The sequence below is a fragment of the Wenyingzhuangia gracilariae genome (assembly GCF_056387575.1).
Genome location: NZ_CM150748.1, coordinates 750164 through 766180, shown reverse-complemented (window position 1 = coordinate 766180; position 16017 = coordinate 750164). Strand labels below are relative to the sequence as shown.

The following is a 16017-nucleotide window of genomic DNA, read 5'->3' as shown; positions in this document are numbered from 1 at the left end:
GATAATCGTATAAATAAATAGTCTTAATTGTTTATGGGAGAATGGGAGTATTAAATAAAGACCAAAAATATAGATAGAATTGTTGTAATCCATCATAAATCGTTAGGATTAATGCCCAATGTGAGTTTAAGAATTAAGTTCTAATTTTTTTGTAATTCTATAATATCGATTGTACTTTTAAATCAATCATTAAACAACAAAAAAACAATTTATGTCTATTACAATTCAACCCTCTATTTTTGAATTTTTAAGTACGTTAAAAGAGAATAATACCAGAGAATGGTTTGCAGATAATAAAGTTTGGTTTGTTGAAGAAGAAGAAAAATTAAAAACCTTTTTTACCCATGTAATGGAGGGCTTAAAAAAAGAGGATGATATTGAGAGTATGAAAGCGTATCGTATATATAGAGACGTTCGTTTTTCTAAAGACAAATCACCCTATAAAACTTATAGAAGTTGTAGTTATAAAAGAGCAACAGAGGCTCTAAGAGGGGGATATCATGTAGAAATTACTCCAGGAGGTTCTTTTGTAGCTTGTGGTTTTTGGCAACCCAATAAAGAGGATTTGCTAAGAATTAGAAAAGAGTTTGAGTTAGATGCTAGCGAAATTAATGAGATTATAAATTCTGTAGCCGTACAAAAAATATTTGGAGGTTTTCACAAAGGTGAATCGTTAAAAACAGCACCCAAAGGTTTTGACAAAGAACACGAGGCTATTGAGTTGATTAGAAAGAAAGATTTTATGTTGTTGCGTAAATTTACTGACGAAGAAGTGTTGTCAGATGATTTTTACAACCAAGTATTACTATCTTTTAAAACAGCTAGACCTTTTTTAGATTATATGAGTGATGTGTTAACTACGAATTTAAACGGAGAATCTATTATTTAGATTCTTGTTTAAATGTGTGTCCTTTTTTAATTGCTTTGTGACTTTCGTAACATTCTAAAACAGCCTCTATTAATTGTAAATCTGTAGCTTTGTTTATAAAATAAGGAGAGTAATTACACTCAGATAAAACATTTGTTAATTGATTCAAATCCATTTGTAAATAATCCAAAATAATTTCTCTATCAAATCTTTGAGTCAATATTTCACGAGTTGCATCTTTCTCTTTCAGTTCTTTTAAATCTTTTAATTTTTTTGGTTTCTTTCCAAATAAATTATAAATACCATCTACAGGGTTTTGTAAAGATTTTATAATGTTACCAAAACTAGAAACAGAATTGTTATTTTTTCTTATTTCATAGGTTTGTGGCAATCCGTTAATATGAATTCTGTTGTATTTGTCTTTAGGAACGTTTTTAATATCAATATCTAATACTCCAATTAATTTGTGACCAATAACAACTTCATCTAAGTTTTCTATTTTAGGATGTAATTCTATATTTAGTTCTGTTCCTTTAGATAAATCTCTAGTAATTTTAAGTTTAATAGATTCATATCCAATATGAGATACTAACAAGGTGTCACTTTCTTTAATGTCAATTTCAAACAAACCTTCTTTGTCAGATATGGTTCCGTCTATAGTACTTAAGTTTAAAAGTGTGGTTCCAGAAATAGAAGTACTGTCAATAGCGCTAGATATTTTACCCTTTAAAGTAAACTTCATCAACTCTTGAGAAAAGCTAAAGTTACATGTAAGCAATAAAATAAAAGTGATGTATAGGTAATGTTTTTTCATGTTTGGGTATTTAATTCAGAAGTTTTGCTCTTCTTTTTCTGTATGCAGGTGCTATGTATTCAGGGTCGTTTTTAGAACATTTATCTAGCTCTTTGGTTACGTTTATAAATTCAGAACCTATAGTTTCTGGGGTTCCTTTGTCTAAATACCACAAGGTTAATCTAACTCTTTTTCCGTCTTTACATCTAAAGGCATATCTACCAGGGTCAGTTTTCCATCCATCATACAATAAGTCAGATTCATTAATGTTTTCTCTAACAGGAACTCTAAAATCATTAAAAACAGTATACTCCTTTTCTTCTTTAATTTCTTGAGCTGTTTTTTTTTGTGAAAAAATTGCTTGATAAGAAACCAAGAAAAACAAAAAACTAGTTAGGTAAATGTAATTGTGTTTCATTCAATAAATATAAACTAATTATTCAAGTTGATTTTTGCCATTATAGGAAAATGATCAGACATTTTGGTTTTAAATGATGTAAACGAATTTACGTCCATATTATTGCTTGGCAAAATAAAATCTATTCTAAAAGGTATGATATAATCGTATGATTTTCCAAAGCCTTTTCCTGCTTCTACAAAAGCATCTTTATGATTTTCTATAAGTTGTTTGTAGTTCCAAGAAAAAGCAGTGTTGTTAAAGTCTCCTGCCAAAATAGTTGGATGTGGACTTTTGGCTATGTGTGCTTTTAGTTGTAAAATTTGTTCAGATTGTTTTTTAAAAACATCTTTAAATCTTTTGTACAGATTTTCGTTGTTTTGTACCCCATAATGTTCTTTTTGAGTGTCTAAACTAAAAGATTGTAAATGAATGTTGTAAACTCTTAGAATGCGGTTGTTTATTTTTAAATCGGCAAAAATAATGTTGTTAGATGTGTTTACTAAGTTTAAAGTTCCAGAGTTTACAATTTTATGTTTGGTGTAAATAGCCAAGCCACTTGCTTTGGTTTTTACTTCTTTTTTATAAGGTAAGTTAAGAGTAAGGTTTTTTGCATTTCTATATTCTTGAAGGCAAACAATATCTGGATTTTGCTGGTTAATTAATGAACAAATGTCTTGTTTAATGGTGTTAGATTTAATCCACTTGTATCTGTTAAATTGTCTAACATTGTAGCTAAATAAGGTAATGTCATTTTTATTGTTAAGTTCCTTTTTGTCAAAAGAAAATAGAGCTTTTGTGTGGTTAAAACCTATAAGAATAATAATAGTAGATAATAAAAATTGCTTTTTTAATTTTAAAATCCATAAAATAATAAAAACCAAATTGGCAATTAATAGAGTAGGGTATGCCAAACTTAGAATAGCAACACTAGGATAGTTAATAGGACTAATATAGGGAACTATGTAAGTAACAATAAGTAAAGCAGCAACAATACTATTTGTTAAAAAAAGAAACTTGTCTAAAAAATGTAAGCGTTTCATGGTTTATTTTTTCCCTTGTTGAAACAAAAATTCTTTCTCTTCTTTAGATAGAGAATCGTAGCCAGATTTGCTAATTTTATCTAGAATGCTATTTATTTTTTGTTGGGTATTTCCACTATTTGTTTGTCTATTATTTTTTTTGGTAGTTGATTTGTAGCTAGTTTTTAATGTAGATTTCTTTTTAAACAAATCTTTAAAAGGATTTTTTAATTTAAAGCTATTTTGATAATAGATGGCTAAAAAACCATACAAAGCTCCTCCTAAATGTGCCAAATGTCCCCCCGTATTGTTATCTGCTAAGTTGATTAAATCTAACCCTACAAAAATTAAAGCAATCACCCATAATTTTACATAGCCTATAAATCTAAACTTTAATTGATAATTAGGCATATAAGTAGTTAACCCAATTAAAATAGCCATAATTCCAGAGGAAGCACCTACTAAAGTTGCATTTTGTTGTTGCAACGCTGGAAAATAGCTATAGCTAACCATAAATAAAATTCCTCCAAAAATAGTTCCCATTAAATAAAAGTTTAGCAACTTTTTAGGAATAAAATAATCGGTAAATAAATTACCTATATAAAATAAATAAATAAGGTTAAATAGAATGTGAATAAAGCCACTGTGCATAAAACCATAGGTTATAATAGTCCAGGGCTTTGTAATAAATGAATTTAAATCTGCAGGTAAAGCTAACCACTCAAAAAAAACATTTCCTTGTGCTCCCATTAACCAACCTAAATTTCCAATAAAATAGGTAAGAATAAAAAGTCCAATATTTATAAAAATAAGTTTTTCAACCAAACTACCTGTTTGATATTTATGCTTTAGTTGAGTAATTATATCTTTCATATTAATACATTCTGTACTGATTTTTTTTCCAAATAATGGCAATAATTAGACCAATAATAGCTCCGCCAACGTGAGCAAAATAAGCTGTATTTACAGGGCTAAGTAATGGTTGGCCTGTAATTCCAGAAAACAAATCTGCTAGTACAATTACGGGAATAAAATATTTTGCAGCAATAGGAATTGGTAAAAAAATTAAAAACATTTTAGAGTTAGGAAAATTCCATCCAAAGGCAGCTAACAAACCAAAAATAGCTCCAGAAGCTCCTAACAATCTCATGTTGTAAATGCTGTTGGCTGTCTGTAAATGTTCATCCGCATATACTTTGGTCATATTAAACAAATCGTATACTTCTTGTTTACTAGCTCCCATATTTTGCAATGTATCTAATGCACTGGTAAATTCTATTTGTCTTTCGAATAAATAAATTAGACTAGCACCAATACCGGCAGAAAAATAGAAAAACAAAAACTTATTTCTACCATATAGTTGTACCAAAGGTGAACCAAAAAAATACAAACCTAACATATTAAAAAATAGGTGACCAATATCCGCATGCATAAAAATTCCCGTTACCAATTGCCAGTATCTAAAGTTGGGATTTTCAAAATAGTGTAGATTAAACAATTCACTCAAATCAACATTTTGGATTCCTATTTTAGCCACAAAAAACAATACGTTTATAATGATGATGTGCTTTATAGTTTCTGGAATTTTATTCATAGTTGTTATTCTAAATTAAAAATTACATCTAGTTTTTTATTAGTTATACTAGTGTATATTTTTTTTCTAAAAGGAGATATTTTAGCTTCTTTACAAGCAAATAAATCGTTAATTAATACTTCTTGTTCTGGTTCAGAAAGTTTGGTTCCTGTTTTTATAGCCAAAGTTTTTGCCAACGATTTTGCAATCATGTCTAATTGGCTAAAACTATTTTCTTGAATGTCTTCCTGAAAATCTTCTATCAATTGTTCAAAAACCATGCTAATCTGACTTTCACTAATGGTTGTTGGAATTCCTGTCACAATTACATTGTCTTTGGTGATTTCATCAAACATAAAACCTGTACTTTCCAATTCCATTTTAATGTTTTTTAACACATGAATTTCTTGCTGACTGTAATTGATGCTTATTGGAAACAATAGTTGCTGACTAGAAGCTTCTTTTACCGTAATGTTTTCTAAAAAGTTTTCATACAACACTCTTTGATGTGCCAAATGTTGATGTACTAAAAAAGTACCCGTATTTAAATTGCACAATATGTATTTGTTTTGAATTTGAAACGTATCTTTAATTAATTTGGTTTCTTTAGTTTCAAACAATTGTGGAGTTAATTTTTTAGTATCAACTTCGGTATTGGCAACAGATTCTATTCCGTTGTATAAAACCTCCCAATCTTTATTTTTTTTAGGAGCTGAATACTTGTGATTCGGTTTTATAGAAGAACCATTGTTAATTGCTTTTGGTTTTTCCGTTTCAAAAGGATTAAAATTGGTTTCTGTTTTAAAAGGGTTAAAATTAGGGTCAACTTCTATTTTAGGTTCGCTAATAGGTTTGTCTTTGTAATTATAAGGAGTTTCTAAGGTTTTATCTCTTGTAAAATCTAAAGAAGGGACTACATTAAATTGTCCTAGACTATGCTTAACAGCGGCTCTAATAATTTCGTACAATACTTTTTCATTATCAAATTTAACCTCTGTTTTGGTAGGGTGAATGTTGATATCTATGGTATTGGTGGGAACTTTTAAATATAAAAAATAACCCGGATGGCATCCTCTTTCAATCAACCCATCAAAAGCTGCATTAATGGCATGGTGTAAATATGGACTTTTGATAAAACGATCGTTTACAAAAAAGAATTGTTCTCCACGTTTCTTTTTAGAAAATTCAGGTTTTATAATAAATCCATCTAAGCTTAATACATCTGTATCTTCGTTAATAGGAATTAAACGTTCGTTGGTTTTGTGACCAAATATGTTAACAATACGTTGTTTTAAATTTCCGGATGGTAAATTAAAAACTTCTGAATTGTTGTGATTTAAAATAAAATGAACGTTTTCGTGTACCAAAGCCACACGTTGAAATTCATCAATAATATGTCTGGTTTCTACCGCATCAGATTTTAAAAAATTTCGTCTGGCCGGAATGTTAAAAAACAAATTTTTAACAGCAGTATTGGTACCAATAGGAGTAGAGCTTACTTCTTGATTGGTAATTTTGCTTCCTTCTATTTGTATGCAGGTTCCTAGTTCTTGTGAAGCCAATTTGGTTTTCATTTCTATTTGAGAAATGGCCGCAATAGAGGCCATAGCTTCTCCACGGAATCCTTTGGTGTTTAGGTTAAACAAATCTTCGGCTTGTCTAATTTTAGAAGTAGCATGACGTTCAAAACACAAACGGGCATCGGTTTCAGACATTCCAGAACCATCATCAATAACTTGTATCAACGTTTTTCCAGCATCTTTAAGAATTAGGTGTATGTTTTTGGCACCTGCATCAATAGCGTTTTCTAAAAGTTCTTTAACTACAGATGCGGGTCTTTGAACCACCTCTCCAGCTGCTATTTGATTCGCGACATGATCAGGTAATAATTGTATAATGTCAGACATTAAAAAATAGGGGGTTATTTTAGTATGTACATGGCAATACCGGTTAATATTGCAATAATTAAAGCTAACCTATAAGTAGATTTACTATCTGCTTTGGCATTGGATCTAGTTCTAGACCATTCGTTTTTTAAATTGTTTTTAGACAAGGTAACTTGAAATTCACCGTCATCATTAGAGGCCTTTTCTTGTTTGTAGCGTTGTTCTAAAGCCTCCAAACGCTCCTTACGCTCATCATAATAACGAGGTTTGTAATTGAATACGTAGTGCCCTGTGGGCTTAAATGGAGTTTTAAACATAGTGTAAAAGAAAAAACATTATAATCAAATTTACGAAAAATTCGACAATAATGTTTTGTATTTATAGAAGGATTAGCGTTTGTTTAACTCAGCCATTTTAATAGCGGCAACCGCACACTCTATTCCTTTGTTTCCTAATTTTCCTCCAGATCTGTCTAAAGATTGTTGTTTGTTGTTGTCTGTTAATACACAAAAAATAGTAGGAGTATCGTATTGTATGTTTAAATCTTTAATTCCTTGAGTTACTCCTTCGCAAACAAAATCAAAATGTTTGGTTTCTCCTTGAATTACGTTTCCTATAGCAATAATTGCATCAACATTACGGCTTTCTAGCATTTTTTTGCAACCGTAAATCAATTCAAAACTACCAGGAACTTTCCAAGTAATAATATCTTCTTGAGCCACACCATTGTCTAACAAAGTGTCTATAGCTCCTAAAGTTAAGTTTTCTGTAATTTCAGGATTCCATTCAGAAGTTACAATTCCAAAACGGTATCCTTTTACATTGGGTAAACTTTCTTTGTCGTAAGCAGATAAATCTGTAGTTGCCATTAGTTAGCGTATTTTGCTTGGTTGATATATAAATCTATATTTCCTGCCTGAGAAGATGTTGGGTAATTTTCTTTAATATTTGTAAATAACTCTTCTGCTTTGCTATAATCTTTTAAAGACAATGCTAATTTTCCTGCTTTTAACAAATAAACAGGAGCCACGGCTTTATTGTCTGATGATTCTGCAGCTTTTGCATAGTAATTTAAAGCTTCTTCGTTGTTGTTGTTTGCTAAGTAAGCATCTCCAATACTACCCTTAATTACAGTGTTTAATACATTGTCGTTACTAACAACATCTTTTAAATAATCTATAGCTTTGTTGTATTCTTTTAAATTTAAATAAGAAATACCAGCGTAATATTTTGCTAAGTTTCCTGCTTCTGTACTTCCATATTGTTTAGCAATATCAATCAATCCAAAGTTACCTTCTGCACCTTCTAAAGCAGTTTTAAATGCTTCTGTATTGTTGCTACTAGTTGCTTTTGTAAATTCTTGTTTAGCGTACACCAAAGCATTGGCAGCTTTTTTTTGTGTTGGGATTTCAATAAATTGTGTGTATCCCATGTATCCAAAAATAATAACAACAGCAGCAATTAAACCTATAAATAAGGGTTTGCTATTTTTTTCTATCCACTTTTCAGATTTGTTAGCCGTTTCGTCTAACGTGTTAAATACCTCTGCAGTGGTACTGTGTTCTGCACTTCCGTTGTTGTCTACGATTACTTCTTCTTCATTTTCAATCGTCTTTTTGTATCCTCGTTTTTGGTATGTAGCCATGGAATTATATAATATTTTATTGATTAATTTTTTTATGTGAGTTGGACAAAAATAGTTTTTTTAATTGAATATCAAAACAGAGGAATCGCCAAAAAAATGATAAATTGCGAAACCTTTTTAACTAAGCTTAAAATTAAAATGCATCTTCAAAAATTATCTTTGGTAAATTATAAAAATCTCTCATCAGAAAATTTTGTTTTTGATGCTAAGATCAACTGTTTTGTAGGCAACAATGGAGTAGGAAAAACCAATGTGCTAGATGCTATTTACTATTTGTCTTATACCAAAAGTTATTTTAATGCGGTGGCTACTCAAAATATAAAGCATGGTGAAGATTTTTTTATGTTAGAGGGAGAGTATTTGGTAGAAGATGAAAGAGTAGAAAAAATTGTTTGTAGTTTAAAAAAAGGAACTAAAAAGCTGGTTAAAAGAAACGGAAAAGTGTACGAAAAGTTTTCGGACCATATAGGAAATTACCCTTTGGTGATTATTTCTCCTTCTGATAGAGACTTAATTGTAGAAGGAAGTGAAACCAGACGTAAGTTTATGGATGGTGTTATTTCTCAGCAAGACAGAGCATATTTACAAAAGTTAATGAATTATAACAAAGTGCTTACACAAAGAAATGCGTTGTTAAAGTATTTTGCAGCCAATCGTACTTTTGATGCTTTAAACTTAAGTGTTTACAATGATCAGTTGTCTGATTTAAGTAGTTATATTTATGAAAAAAGAACTTGGTTTTTAAATGAATTTACGCCTATTTTCAATCAATGTTACCAAGAAATAAGCAATTCTAAAGAAGATGTAAAACTGTTGTACAAAACACAGTTGCATGAAAAATCTTTGTTAGCGTTGTTTGATGAAAATTTGCCTAAAGATAGAGTTTTGCAATATACATCGGTAGGAATTCATAAAGATGATTTGCAATTTGAACTAAATGATTATCCTATAAAAAAGTTTGGTTCTCAAGGTCAACAAAAATCTTATTTAATTGCATTAAAACTGGCTCAGTTTGAGTTTATGAAACAAGTTACCGGAAAAAAACCCATTTTGTTGTTTGATGATGTTTTTGATAAATTGGATGAACACAGAGTTACTCAAGTGATAAACTTGGTGAATAAAGATCATTTTGGGCAAATATTTATTACCGATACGCATAGCGATAGAACCGAAAATGTAGTAAAAAAAACAAATCAACCCTATAAAATATTTCACTTGTAATGGCAAAGCGTAAAATAGACCAAAGAGCAGTAAGACAAAGTGAAGCCAACCCTATGAGTGCTTTAATGAAACACTTTATTAAGGTAAATAATTTAGAAAAAGGCATTCAAAAAATGAATGTAGAAGAAGAATGGGCTAAATTAATGGGACCTGGTGTAAAATCTTATACAGAAAAAATTAGTTTAAAAGGAGGAACGTTAATTGTTAAAATATCATCAGCAGCATTGCGTACAGAACTAAGTTATGGAAAAGAAAAAATACAAAGCATGATGAATGAAGCTCTGGGAGAAAACACCATTACAAAGGTTATTTTAAACTAGAACAAAGTTGTAAAAACTCAAGGAGTATTTTCTGATAAAATTGAGGATTTACAACAGGCAATTTACTTAAAAGCCAATTATAAAATTAGTATGAGAACTAAAAAATGAGGTTGTTAAATATACAACCTCATTCTTTCCACTTAAAAATTCTACTAGATTTCTTAATCAATTACTACTGTTAAATCTAAAAGAATTTCACCAGAAGTAGGATTGTTCTCTGTAGCTATTAAAGCATATTTTGCGTTAATTCCTGATAAAGAGTTTGTGTTTGTTAAAACATCTTTTCCATAGAATCTTACAAAATCGGTATAAGGTATTCTTAGTTTTAAGGTACTTCCATTTGAATATAAAATATCAGCAACTTTTTTACCACTGGTAGTTGAAATAATTAACTTTTCATCATTTAAAGCCCATGTTCCTGTTTTTAATGCAATAATTTGTTCATCTGTTAAACCTTCAAAAGAATCTTGAACAAATAAAGTAGCGTATTCAGTAGTAGAGGTTGGTCTAGAAATAACACTTCCAACTCCACTAATACCAGGAATAGTTCCATTGTTGTAAATTGTAAATTCACCTAAACTAAAGGTTCCTTCTTCCACACTAACCTTGTTGTCTTGAGATAAATCTAAAGTATAGTTTCCTGTTCCATTAACTAATGCAGAATAATTAAAAGATGCAGTTCCCACTATTTCAGTAGACGGTTGACCATCTACGATTGAAGCAAGATTAACATCTTTAACCCCATTAATAAGATGAATATTGTTAATAGACCATTTTTTAGCGATATTTTCAACTGTAATTTCGGGTTTTATAAATCCGCTTCCAAGTTTATCATCATTATCACAAGAAATAAAAGATAACAATAAACAAGTAACAATACCTAGGTTAAGTTTAAAGTAGTTTTTCATTATTTAATAAATTTTATTATTTGTAACAAACGTATTGATTTAATGAATAAGTTTTAAACAATCATGGGTAATTCAATAGAATTAATGTTTAATTATTGTGTTGTTAATTCTTTCTGTAAATATTGTTTTAGTGTAGTAATTAGTTTTAATAAGTTGTGTAGGTAAGTTTTTATAGGGGTTTATTTGTGATAGATTTTTGTACAGGTGTTTCTTAATTAAGAAACACCTGTACAAAGCTTTGTAAATTAACTATACAAAACGGTGTTAAAATAAGGTTGTGCTAATAAAAATGCTATGTACAAAAGTACGATTAGGAGCTTGAATGTCTTTTTTTAATAAATAGCTACCCCTGTAACCAATTCCTATTTCTAACTGATTAATATTGATAAATGTATTATCAAAAATAGTTTCAAGTCCTATTGAATTTTGCTTGGTTATTTGTTGGTTAGGTAGTTTTAGTGTGCTAAAATCTGCAAATAAATTAGCTCTAATTCTTTTAAAGTAAGTAATTCCCAAAACTCCAAAATCAGGATAAAACAAAGGCAATTGGTAAGTGTAAGATATACGATTTGCTTCTACAGATGGAATGTCAGAATATCCTCTAGCATAAGTAAAAGTATCGGTTTGCAACTGATTATCATTTCTTTGGTAGTTAAAAGAAAAATAACTGTTGTGTGTTGCCAATATTCCTGGTAAAAACAACTTGTTTACTGTAGATATATAAGTAGCATTGTTCCCAGAAATACCTTTGTGGTAGTTGTTTAAACTTGTAAATCCTTTTCTTGTGTTGATGTTTTGGGTAGCTTTTTGTTTTTTAGAAGAAAGTAACAATTGTGTACTAAAGGCAGAAAACTCCAAATTGGTTAAAGATGTTGATTGGTTTGAATTGTCTAACGTAAATTTAGAGTCAAAACTTTTGTTGTACTCATAACCAACATCAAATTGAAAATTGTGTGTATAGTTTCCACTTACTTGTGCTAAAGGAATTGTAATGCTAGGGCTCAGCTTTATGTTGTTGTAACTAATAGCTCCTAGGTAATATGTGTTGTCGTTTGTGTTAAGAATTTGCGTGTTAAAATTCCTATATCCGTATTCTAAGCCTAAGTTAAGAACAGGAAACCATTTTTTGTATGATGCCACAGCACCCATAAGAAAAGAATTGTTTTCGTTTAAATAAACATCGGTAAAAACATTCATGCTAAAATCGTTTAAAAGATTGGTAGCAATTGTGTTTATAGAAACTTTTTGATCGCTAAGACGATATCCCCAATCGTGAAATCTTACATCTTCAAAAACAGAGTTGTAAGCATTCGTATAACTTTTTTTAGTGTCTATTTTGTTTAAAATATTTCCGTTTTCAAAAGCAACTGTTTTGGAGTTGTTCCAATTCATTAGTACAGGTTCTAGGTATTTAAATTCCTTTTTCTGAAGTTTTGTAAAAGAAATTTTAGAACCGTTACTTGTAGGTTCTGTAAAATATACTCTATTGTTTTTTACAAACGGATGGTAGGCTCCAATAGTGGCATTTGTAATTTGATTGGTTGTTAAACTTCCGTTTAATGGAGTTTCGTAAATATTGTCAATACCATTAAAAGAAGCACTGTAATACACGCTGTTTTTATATACTCTTATATTGTCTATTACATGACTGGTCCAGTTAGTTAGTTGGGTTTCCTTAGCATTTTTATCCATTTTAAAAATAGCCAATTGGTGTTGTTGTTTTTTTATATAAACAAACGTATGTTCATCTATAAATTGAGGTCTACTCACAAAACCATCAACAAGAATTTGTTTTAAAAGGGTTCCATTACTAGCATTTAAAACAACTAACTTGCTTTTGTTTTGGTTGACTTCTACAACAATTATTTTTTGATTGTTTTTGTTAAAACTTGGAGAAAAGTATCTTTTTTTATGCGTAATTCTTTTTTGAGATTTTGATAATAGATCATACACATACACATCATTATAGCTAGAGTTGTTGTACCTAGGGTTTAAAGAAAATCCAGTATACACCAATTGATGTTGATTGTAATTAAAATAAGAATCTATATTTTGTATAGATGTTGTTATTTTGGTTTCGTTTCCTAAAGTGTCTATTTGATAAAAAGTAGGAATCTTGTCAAATGAATTTTTTAAAGCAATAACAGTTCCGTTTTCCATTACCTGCGGATATTGATAACTAGCAACTTTATTTGTTTTTGGGCTAAGTTGGGTATAGTTTTGAACCGATAAAGAATCTCTTTGTGCTGCCCATAAACGCTGATTTTCTTCTGCTGATTTTTGATACATTTTTAGGGTTCCTAAACCAGTTTCTCTTTTTAACTGAACACTAAATCCATAAAAAGGAAATTGAAATCCGGCCGCTTTACCTGCAATGTTATCTAACTTACTAGCATCAAAATGATTGCGGTAATAATTTAAAATTTGATAACCTGTTTGGTAATGGTTTGGAAGTAAGGTTTTGTAAGAACCATTTCTAAGTTTAGAGTAGTTGTAAATTTTATCATCTTTATATAATGCTCTTTGCAAGGCTGTAAAATAAGGCAAACGTCCTCTACCACTTTCGCTCAAGGCGGTTTCCATAACCACTGCATCTCCTTCAAAATACCAGTTAGGAATGGAGGTAATGCTACCTACTGCCCACCCAGACTCTCCAAATAAATAATACAACACATTGGTAAGCCCTTTTTTATGATTTAAAAATTGCTGTACGTGTCTGTATTCATGAATGGCCAATGTACTAATCCAGTTGGTAGAACCTAACGATTTAAATTCTTGAGGTGGAGTGTTAAAAAACTCACTTCTAAAAGGGCTGTAAGTTACAAAACCATTGGAATCTACAGAGTTTGCTCTTAATACAATAGTAATAGGTTGGTAGTGATAACCTATAGATTTGCTATTGTTTTTTTGAATATAGTGAATTGTATTTACAATTTGTTTTGCTTCTTTTTCTTGTCCAATTTTATAAATAACATTTACATAGGTACTTTTTAGTTTTTCCCATTTTTGAGGTTCATGCTGATCTTGAGCCCATATAAATAAAGGGAATAGATACAGTAAATGTGTAATGATTCTTTGAAACAACATGGCAATTTTTTTGAACAGAAATGGTTGAATTTTCTGTGTGTAATTTTATTTTTTTCTTTTAGCAGCAACCACCAATTCTATTTTGTCTAAAGTAGTTGTGGTGGTAAACATTCCATAATTAATGGTTACTTTTTTCTTGTCAATTTTTTCTATAATTCCACAAGCTCTACCATCTATTAATCTCACTTTATCATCTACTTTAAACACATAGCTAGCTTTTTTTTCTGCAGCTATTTTTTGTTCTTTTTCTTTTTCCTTTCTAACTTCTACAACTTTGTTTAGTACTTCTTTTTCAGTCTGTTTTAAAACGTGTTCAGCTTGTTTCTTTGCTTTTTGTTCGGCTTGTTTTTTTGCTTTGGTTTTTTTGACTTTCGGATGTGCTTCGTTGTATTTGGTTTTTTCAATCAACACCCATTTGTCAAACTCTGTTTTAAACTCTTTTTTATTATTGGTTTGAAAGTATTTGTTTAACAATTCATTTGTTTTTCTACCAATGCTTAGTATTTTTTGATTGGTGTCATATAACGTTTGAAAACTTTCTAATTTTTCCTGAATTTTAGATTCCTTTTCTGCCAGCTGATCTGCATGTTCTTTAGCTTTAGAGCTTTGTTGCTCCATATCTAAAGTGTTTTTTTGTAGGTTGTTACGTTCTTGTTGTAGTTTAGAAATAGTTTTGTCAAAACGAATTTTAGATTTGTCTATTTTCTTTTTAGCTCTATTAATTAAGCTGAATGGAATTCCATTTTTTTGTGCCACTTCAAATGTAAAAGAACTACCAGGTTGCCCTATTAACAAGGTAAACATAGGTTCTAGTGTTTTGCTATTAAAAGCCATATTGGCATTGACTACATTTTCTAGTTCATCGGCCAATACTTTAAGATTGGTATAATGAGTAGTAATAATTCCATAAGCTCCTTGACGATAAAATTCTTCTAAGAAAATTTCAGCCAAAGCACCTCCCAATTCAGGATCTGATCCTGTTCCAAATTCATCAATTAAAAACAAGGTGTTGTTGGTGCATTTTTTTAAAAAACCACGCATGTTTTTCAATCGGTAACTATAGGTACTCAATTGATTTTCTATAGATTGATTGTCTCCTATGTCTGTTAAAATATGATCAAAGAAATGAGTTGTACTATTTTCATGTACCGGAATTAAAATTCCACTCTGTATCATTACCTGCAACAAACCAATGGTTTTTAGAGTAATACTTTTTCCTCCAGCATTAGGACCCGAAATCACAATAATTTGTTGATTCTTATCTAAGTTTAATGTTTGAGGTATTACAGGTAGTTGTAAAGACTTATTTTTTTGTAATAGAATAGGATGGTAAGCATTAATGTAATGTATTGCCTGATTGTTAGAAAAATTTGGTTTTACACCATCTATTTCTTTAGCATACAACGCTTTTGCTTTTAATACATCTAAAGCAATTAAAAGATTTAAATATTCTTTAATTAAAGGAGTGTAAGGTCTAATGTTGTGTGTTAGCAATCTAAGAATTCTATCAACTTCTTGTTTTTCTTCAAGGAGCAATTCTTGTAGTTGTCTATGGTAGTTTAAGGTGCTTTGCGGTGCAATAAAAACAATACTTCCTGTTTTAGAGGTTCCTAAAATACTTCCTTTTACTTTTTTACGGTAAATGGATTGAACAGCTAATACAGGTTGATTTTCTATAATAGATTCTCGAATATCATCTAAAAAACCAGCTTTGTGGTATTTTGCCATTTCGCTGTTAAAAGAAGCTGTTATTTGACTGCGAACTTCATTTAAATTTTTACGAATTTTATTTAATAACTCAGATGCTTTGGCATGTACCTCCCCATAATTAGTTATGGTTTTAAAAATAATTTCAGGAATACTTTTGGTGTACTCTATAGTATCTGTTAACAGACTTAAAGTAGGGTAGTAGTCTTTAAATTTTTTAAAATGAACAATTAGTTCATTTGAAGTAGTTGCGATATTGGCAATTTTTAAAAAAGCATCGGGTAGTAGTTTGCTGTTTTCTATTTTAAGAAGTTTAATTTCTTTTTCAATATCATCAAAATAATGATTTGGAATTCTATTTTCGCTAACCAAAGAACCTAAATATTCGTGAACTTGAGCCAAAGCTGTTTTCAAGTCAGGTTTGTTAGAAAAAGGAACAATGTTTAATACCTGATCTTTTCCTTGTTGTGATGTACAGTGTTGCGAAATGTTTTCTAAAATAATGGAAAACTCTAAATCTTGTAAGGTTTTGCTATGTATTTGACTCATGCTTTTAATTGTGTACTTACTGTAGATGTTGTTATTTTGTA

Annotated in this window: 15 protein-coding genes; 3 read left to right on the top strand and 12 right to left on the bottom strand. The window is 30.0% G+C overall.

Features of this window, described 5'->3' with window-relative positions; translation table 11 throughout:
* The first annotated feature begins 211 nt into the window (after positions 1 to 211).
* Entirely contained in the window at positions 212 to 889 is a 678-nt protein-coding gene (locus tag ACY2IJ_RS03265; protein WP_476725730.1) for a DUF2461 domain-containing protein, read from the top strand.
* On the opposite strand, the gene ACY2IJ_RS03260 is transcribed toward ACY2IJ_RS03265, so the two are convergent.
* The 9 genes from ACY2IJ_RS03260 to ACY2IJ_RS03220 form a co-directional block, all read right to left on the bottom strand.
* A complete protein-coding gene (locus ACY2IJ_RS03260) occupies positions 882 to 1682 on the bottom strand; it encodes a carboxypeptidase-like regulatory domain-containing protein (RefSeq protein WP_476725729.1) in 801 nt (266 codons plus the stop codon). The two genes, ACY2IJ_RS03265 and ACY2IJ_RS03260, sit on opposite strands and share 8 nt — an antisense overlap.
* Before the next feature lie 10 nt (positions 1683 to 1692).
* The gene (locus ACY2IJ_RS03255; protein ID WP_476725728.1) at positions 1693 to 2079 is read right to left on the bottom strand and encodes a hypothetical protein; all 387 of its coding nucleotides are present in this window, start codon (positions 2077 to 2079) and stop codon (positions 1693 to 1695) included.
* 14 nt (positions 2080 to 2093) lie between these two features.
* Positions 2094 to 3101, bottom strand: a complete 1008-nt coding sequence (locus tag ACY2IJ_RS03250; protein ID WP_476725727.1) for an endonuclease/exonuclease/phosphatase family protein — start codon at positions 3099 to 3101, stop codon at positions 2094 to 2096.
* A gap of 3 nt (positions 3102 to 3104) precedes the next feature.
* Positions 3105 to 3953, bottom strand: a complete 849-nt coding sequence (locus tag ACY2IJ_RS03245; protein ID WP_476725726.1) for a rhomboid family intramembrane serine protease — start codon at positions 3951 to 3953, stop codon at positions 3105 to 3107.
* A gap of 1 nt (position 3954) precedes the next feature.
* The gene (locus tag ACY2IJ_RS03240) at positions 3955 to 4674 is read right to left on the bottom strand and encodes a rhomboid family intramembrane serine protease (protein ID WP_476725725.1); all 720 of its coding nucleotides are present in this window, start codon (positions 4672 to 4674) and stop codon (positions 3955 to 3957) included.
* Between the two features lie 5 nt (positions 4675 to 4679).
* Positions 4680 to 6560, bottom strand: a complete 1881-nt coding sequence (mutL, locus tag ACY2IJ_RS03235; RefSeq protein ID WP_476725724.1) for a DNA mismatch repair endonuclease MutL — start codon at positions 6558 to 6560, stop codon at positions 4680 to 4682.
* Between the two features lie 14 nt (positions 6561 to 6574).
* Entirely contained in the window at positions 6575 to 6856 is a 282-nt protein-coding gene (locus ACY2IJ_RS03230; protein WP_476725723.1) for a hypothetical protein, read from the bottom strand.
* 72 nt (positions 6857 to 6928) lie between these two features.
* Positions 6929 to 7408 carry a 6,7-dimethyl-8-ribityllumazine synthase gene (gene ribH, locus ACY2IJ_RS03225; RefSeq protein WP_476725722.1) on the bottom strand — a complete coding sequence of 160 codons (480 nt, stop codon included), beginning with the start codon at positions 7406 to 7408 and terminating at the stop codon, positions 6929 to 6931.
* A complete protein-coding gene (locus tag ACY2IJ_RS03220) occupies positions 7408 to 8184 on the bottom strand; it encodes a tetratricopeptide repeat protein (RefSeq protein ID WP_476725721.1) in 777 nt (258 codons plus the stop codon). Before ACY2IJ_RS03220 ends, ribH begins: the two co-directional genes overlap by 1 nt.
* Before the next feature lie 138 nt (positions 8185 to 8322).
* Here ACY2IJ_RS03220 and recF point away from each other — a divergent pair, with 138 nt between their 5' ends.
* Both recF and ACY2IJ_RS03210 read left to right on the top strand, forming a co-directional pair.
* Entirely contained in the window at positions 8323 to 9405 is a 1083-nt protein-coding gene (recF, locus tag ACY2IJ_RS03215; RefSeq protein WP_476725720.1) for a DNA replication/repair protein RecF, read from the top strand.
* Positions 9405 to 9725 carry a DciA family protein gene (locus ACY2IJ_RS03210; RefSeq protein ID WP_476725719.1) on the top strand — a complete coding sequence of 107 codons (321 nt, stop codon included), beginning with the start codon at positions 9405 to 9407 and terminating at the stop codon, positions 9723 to 9725. Before recF ends, ACY2IJ_RS03210 begins: the two co-directional genes overlap by 1 nt.
* A 161-nt stretch (positions 9726 to 9886) precedes the next feature.
* On the opposite strand, the gene ACY2IJ_RS03205 is transcribed toward ACY2IJ_RS03210, so the two are convergent.
* From ACY2IJ_RS03205 to ACY2IJ_RS03195, 3 genes are all read right to left on the bottom strand, one after another.
* On the bottom strand, positions 9887 to 10633 hold the full coding sequence (locus ACY2IJ_RS03205) for a hypothetical protein (RefSeq protein ID WP_476725718.1): 747 nt from the start codon (positions 10631 to 10633) through the stop codon (positions 9887 to 9889).
* Between the two features lie 264 nt (positions 10634 to 10897).
* On the bottom strand, positions 10898 to 13720 hold the full coding sequence (locus ACY2IJ_RS03200; protein WP_476725717.1) for a TolB family protein: 2823 nt from the start codon (positions 13718 to 13720) through the stop codon (positions 10898 to 10900).
* Positions 13721 to 13765: 45 nt separating this feature from the next.
* Positions 13766 to 15976 carry an endonuclease MutS2 gene (locus ACY2IJ_RS03195; RefSeq protein WP_476725716.1) on the bottom strand — a complete coding sequence of 737 codons (2211 nt, stop codon included), beginning with the start codon at positions 15974 to 15976 and terminating at the stop codon, positions 13766 to 13768.
* Positions 15977 to 16017 lie beyond the last annotated feature (41 nt).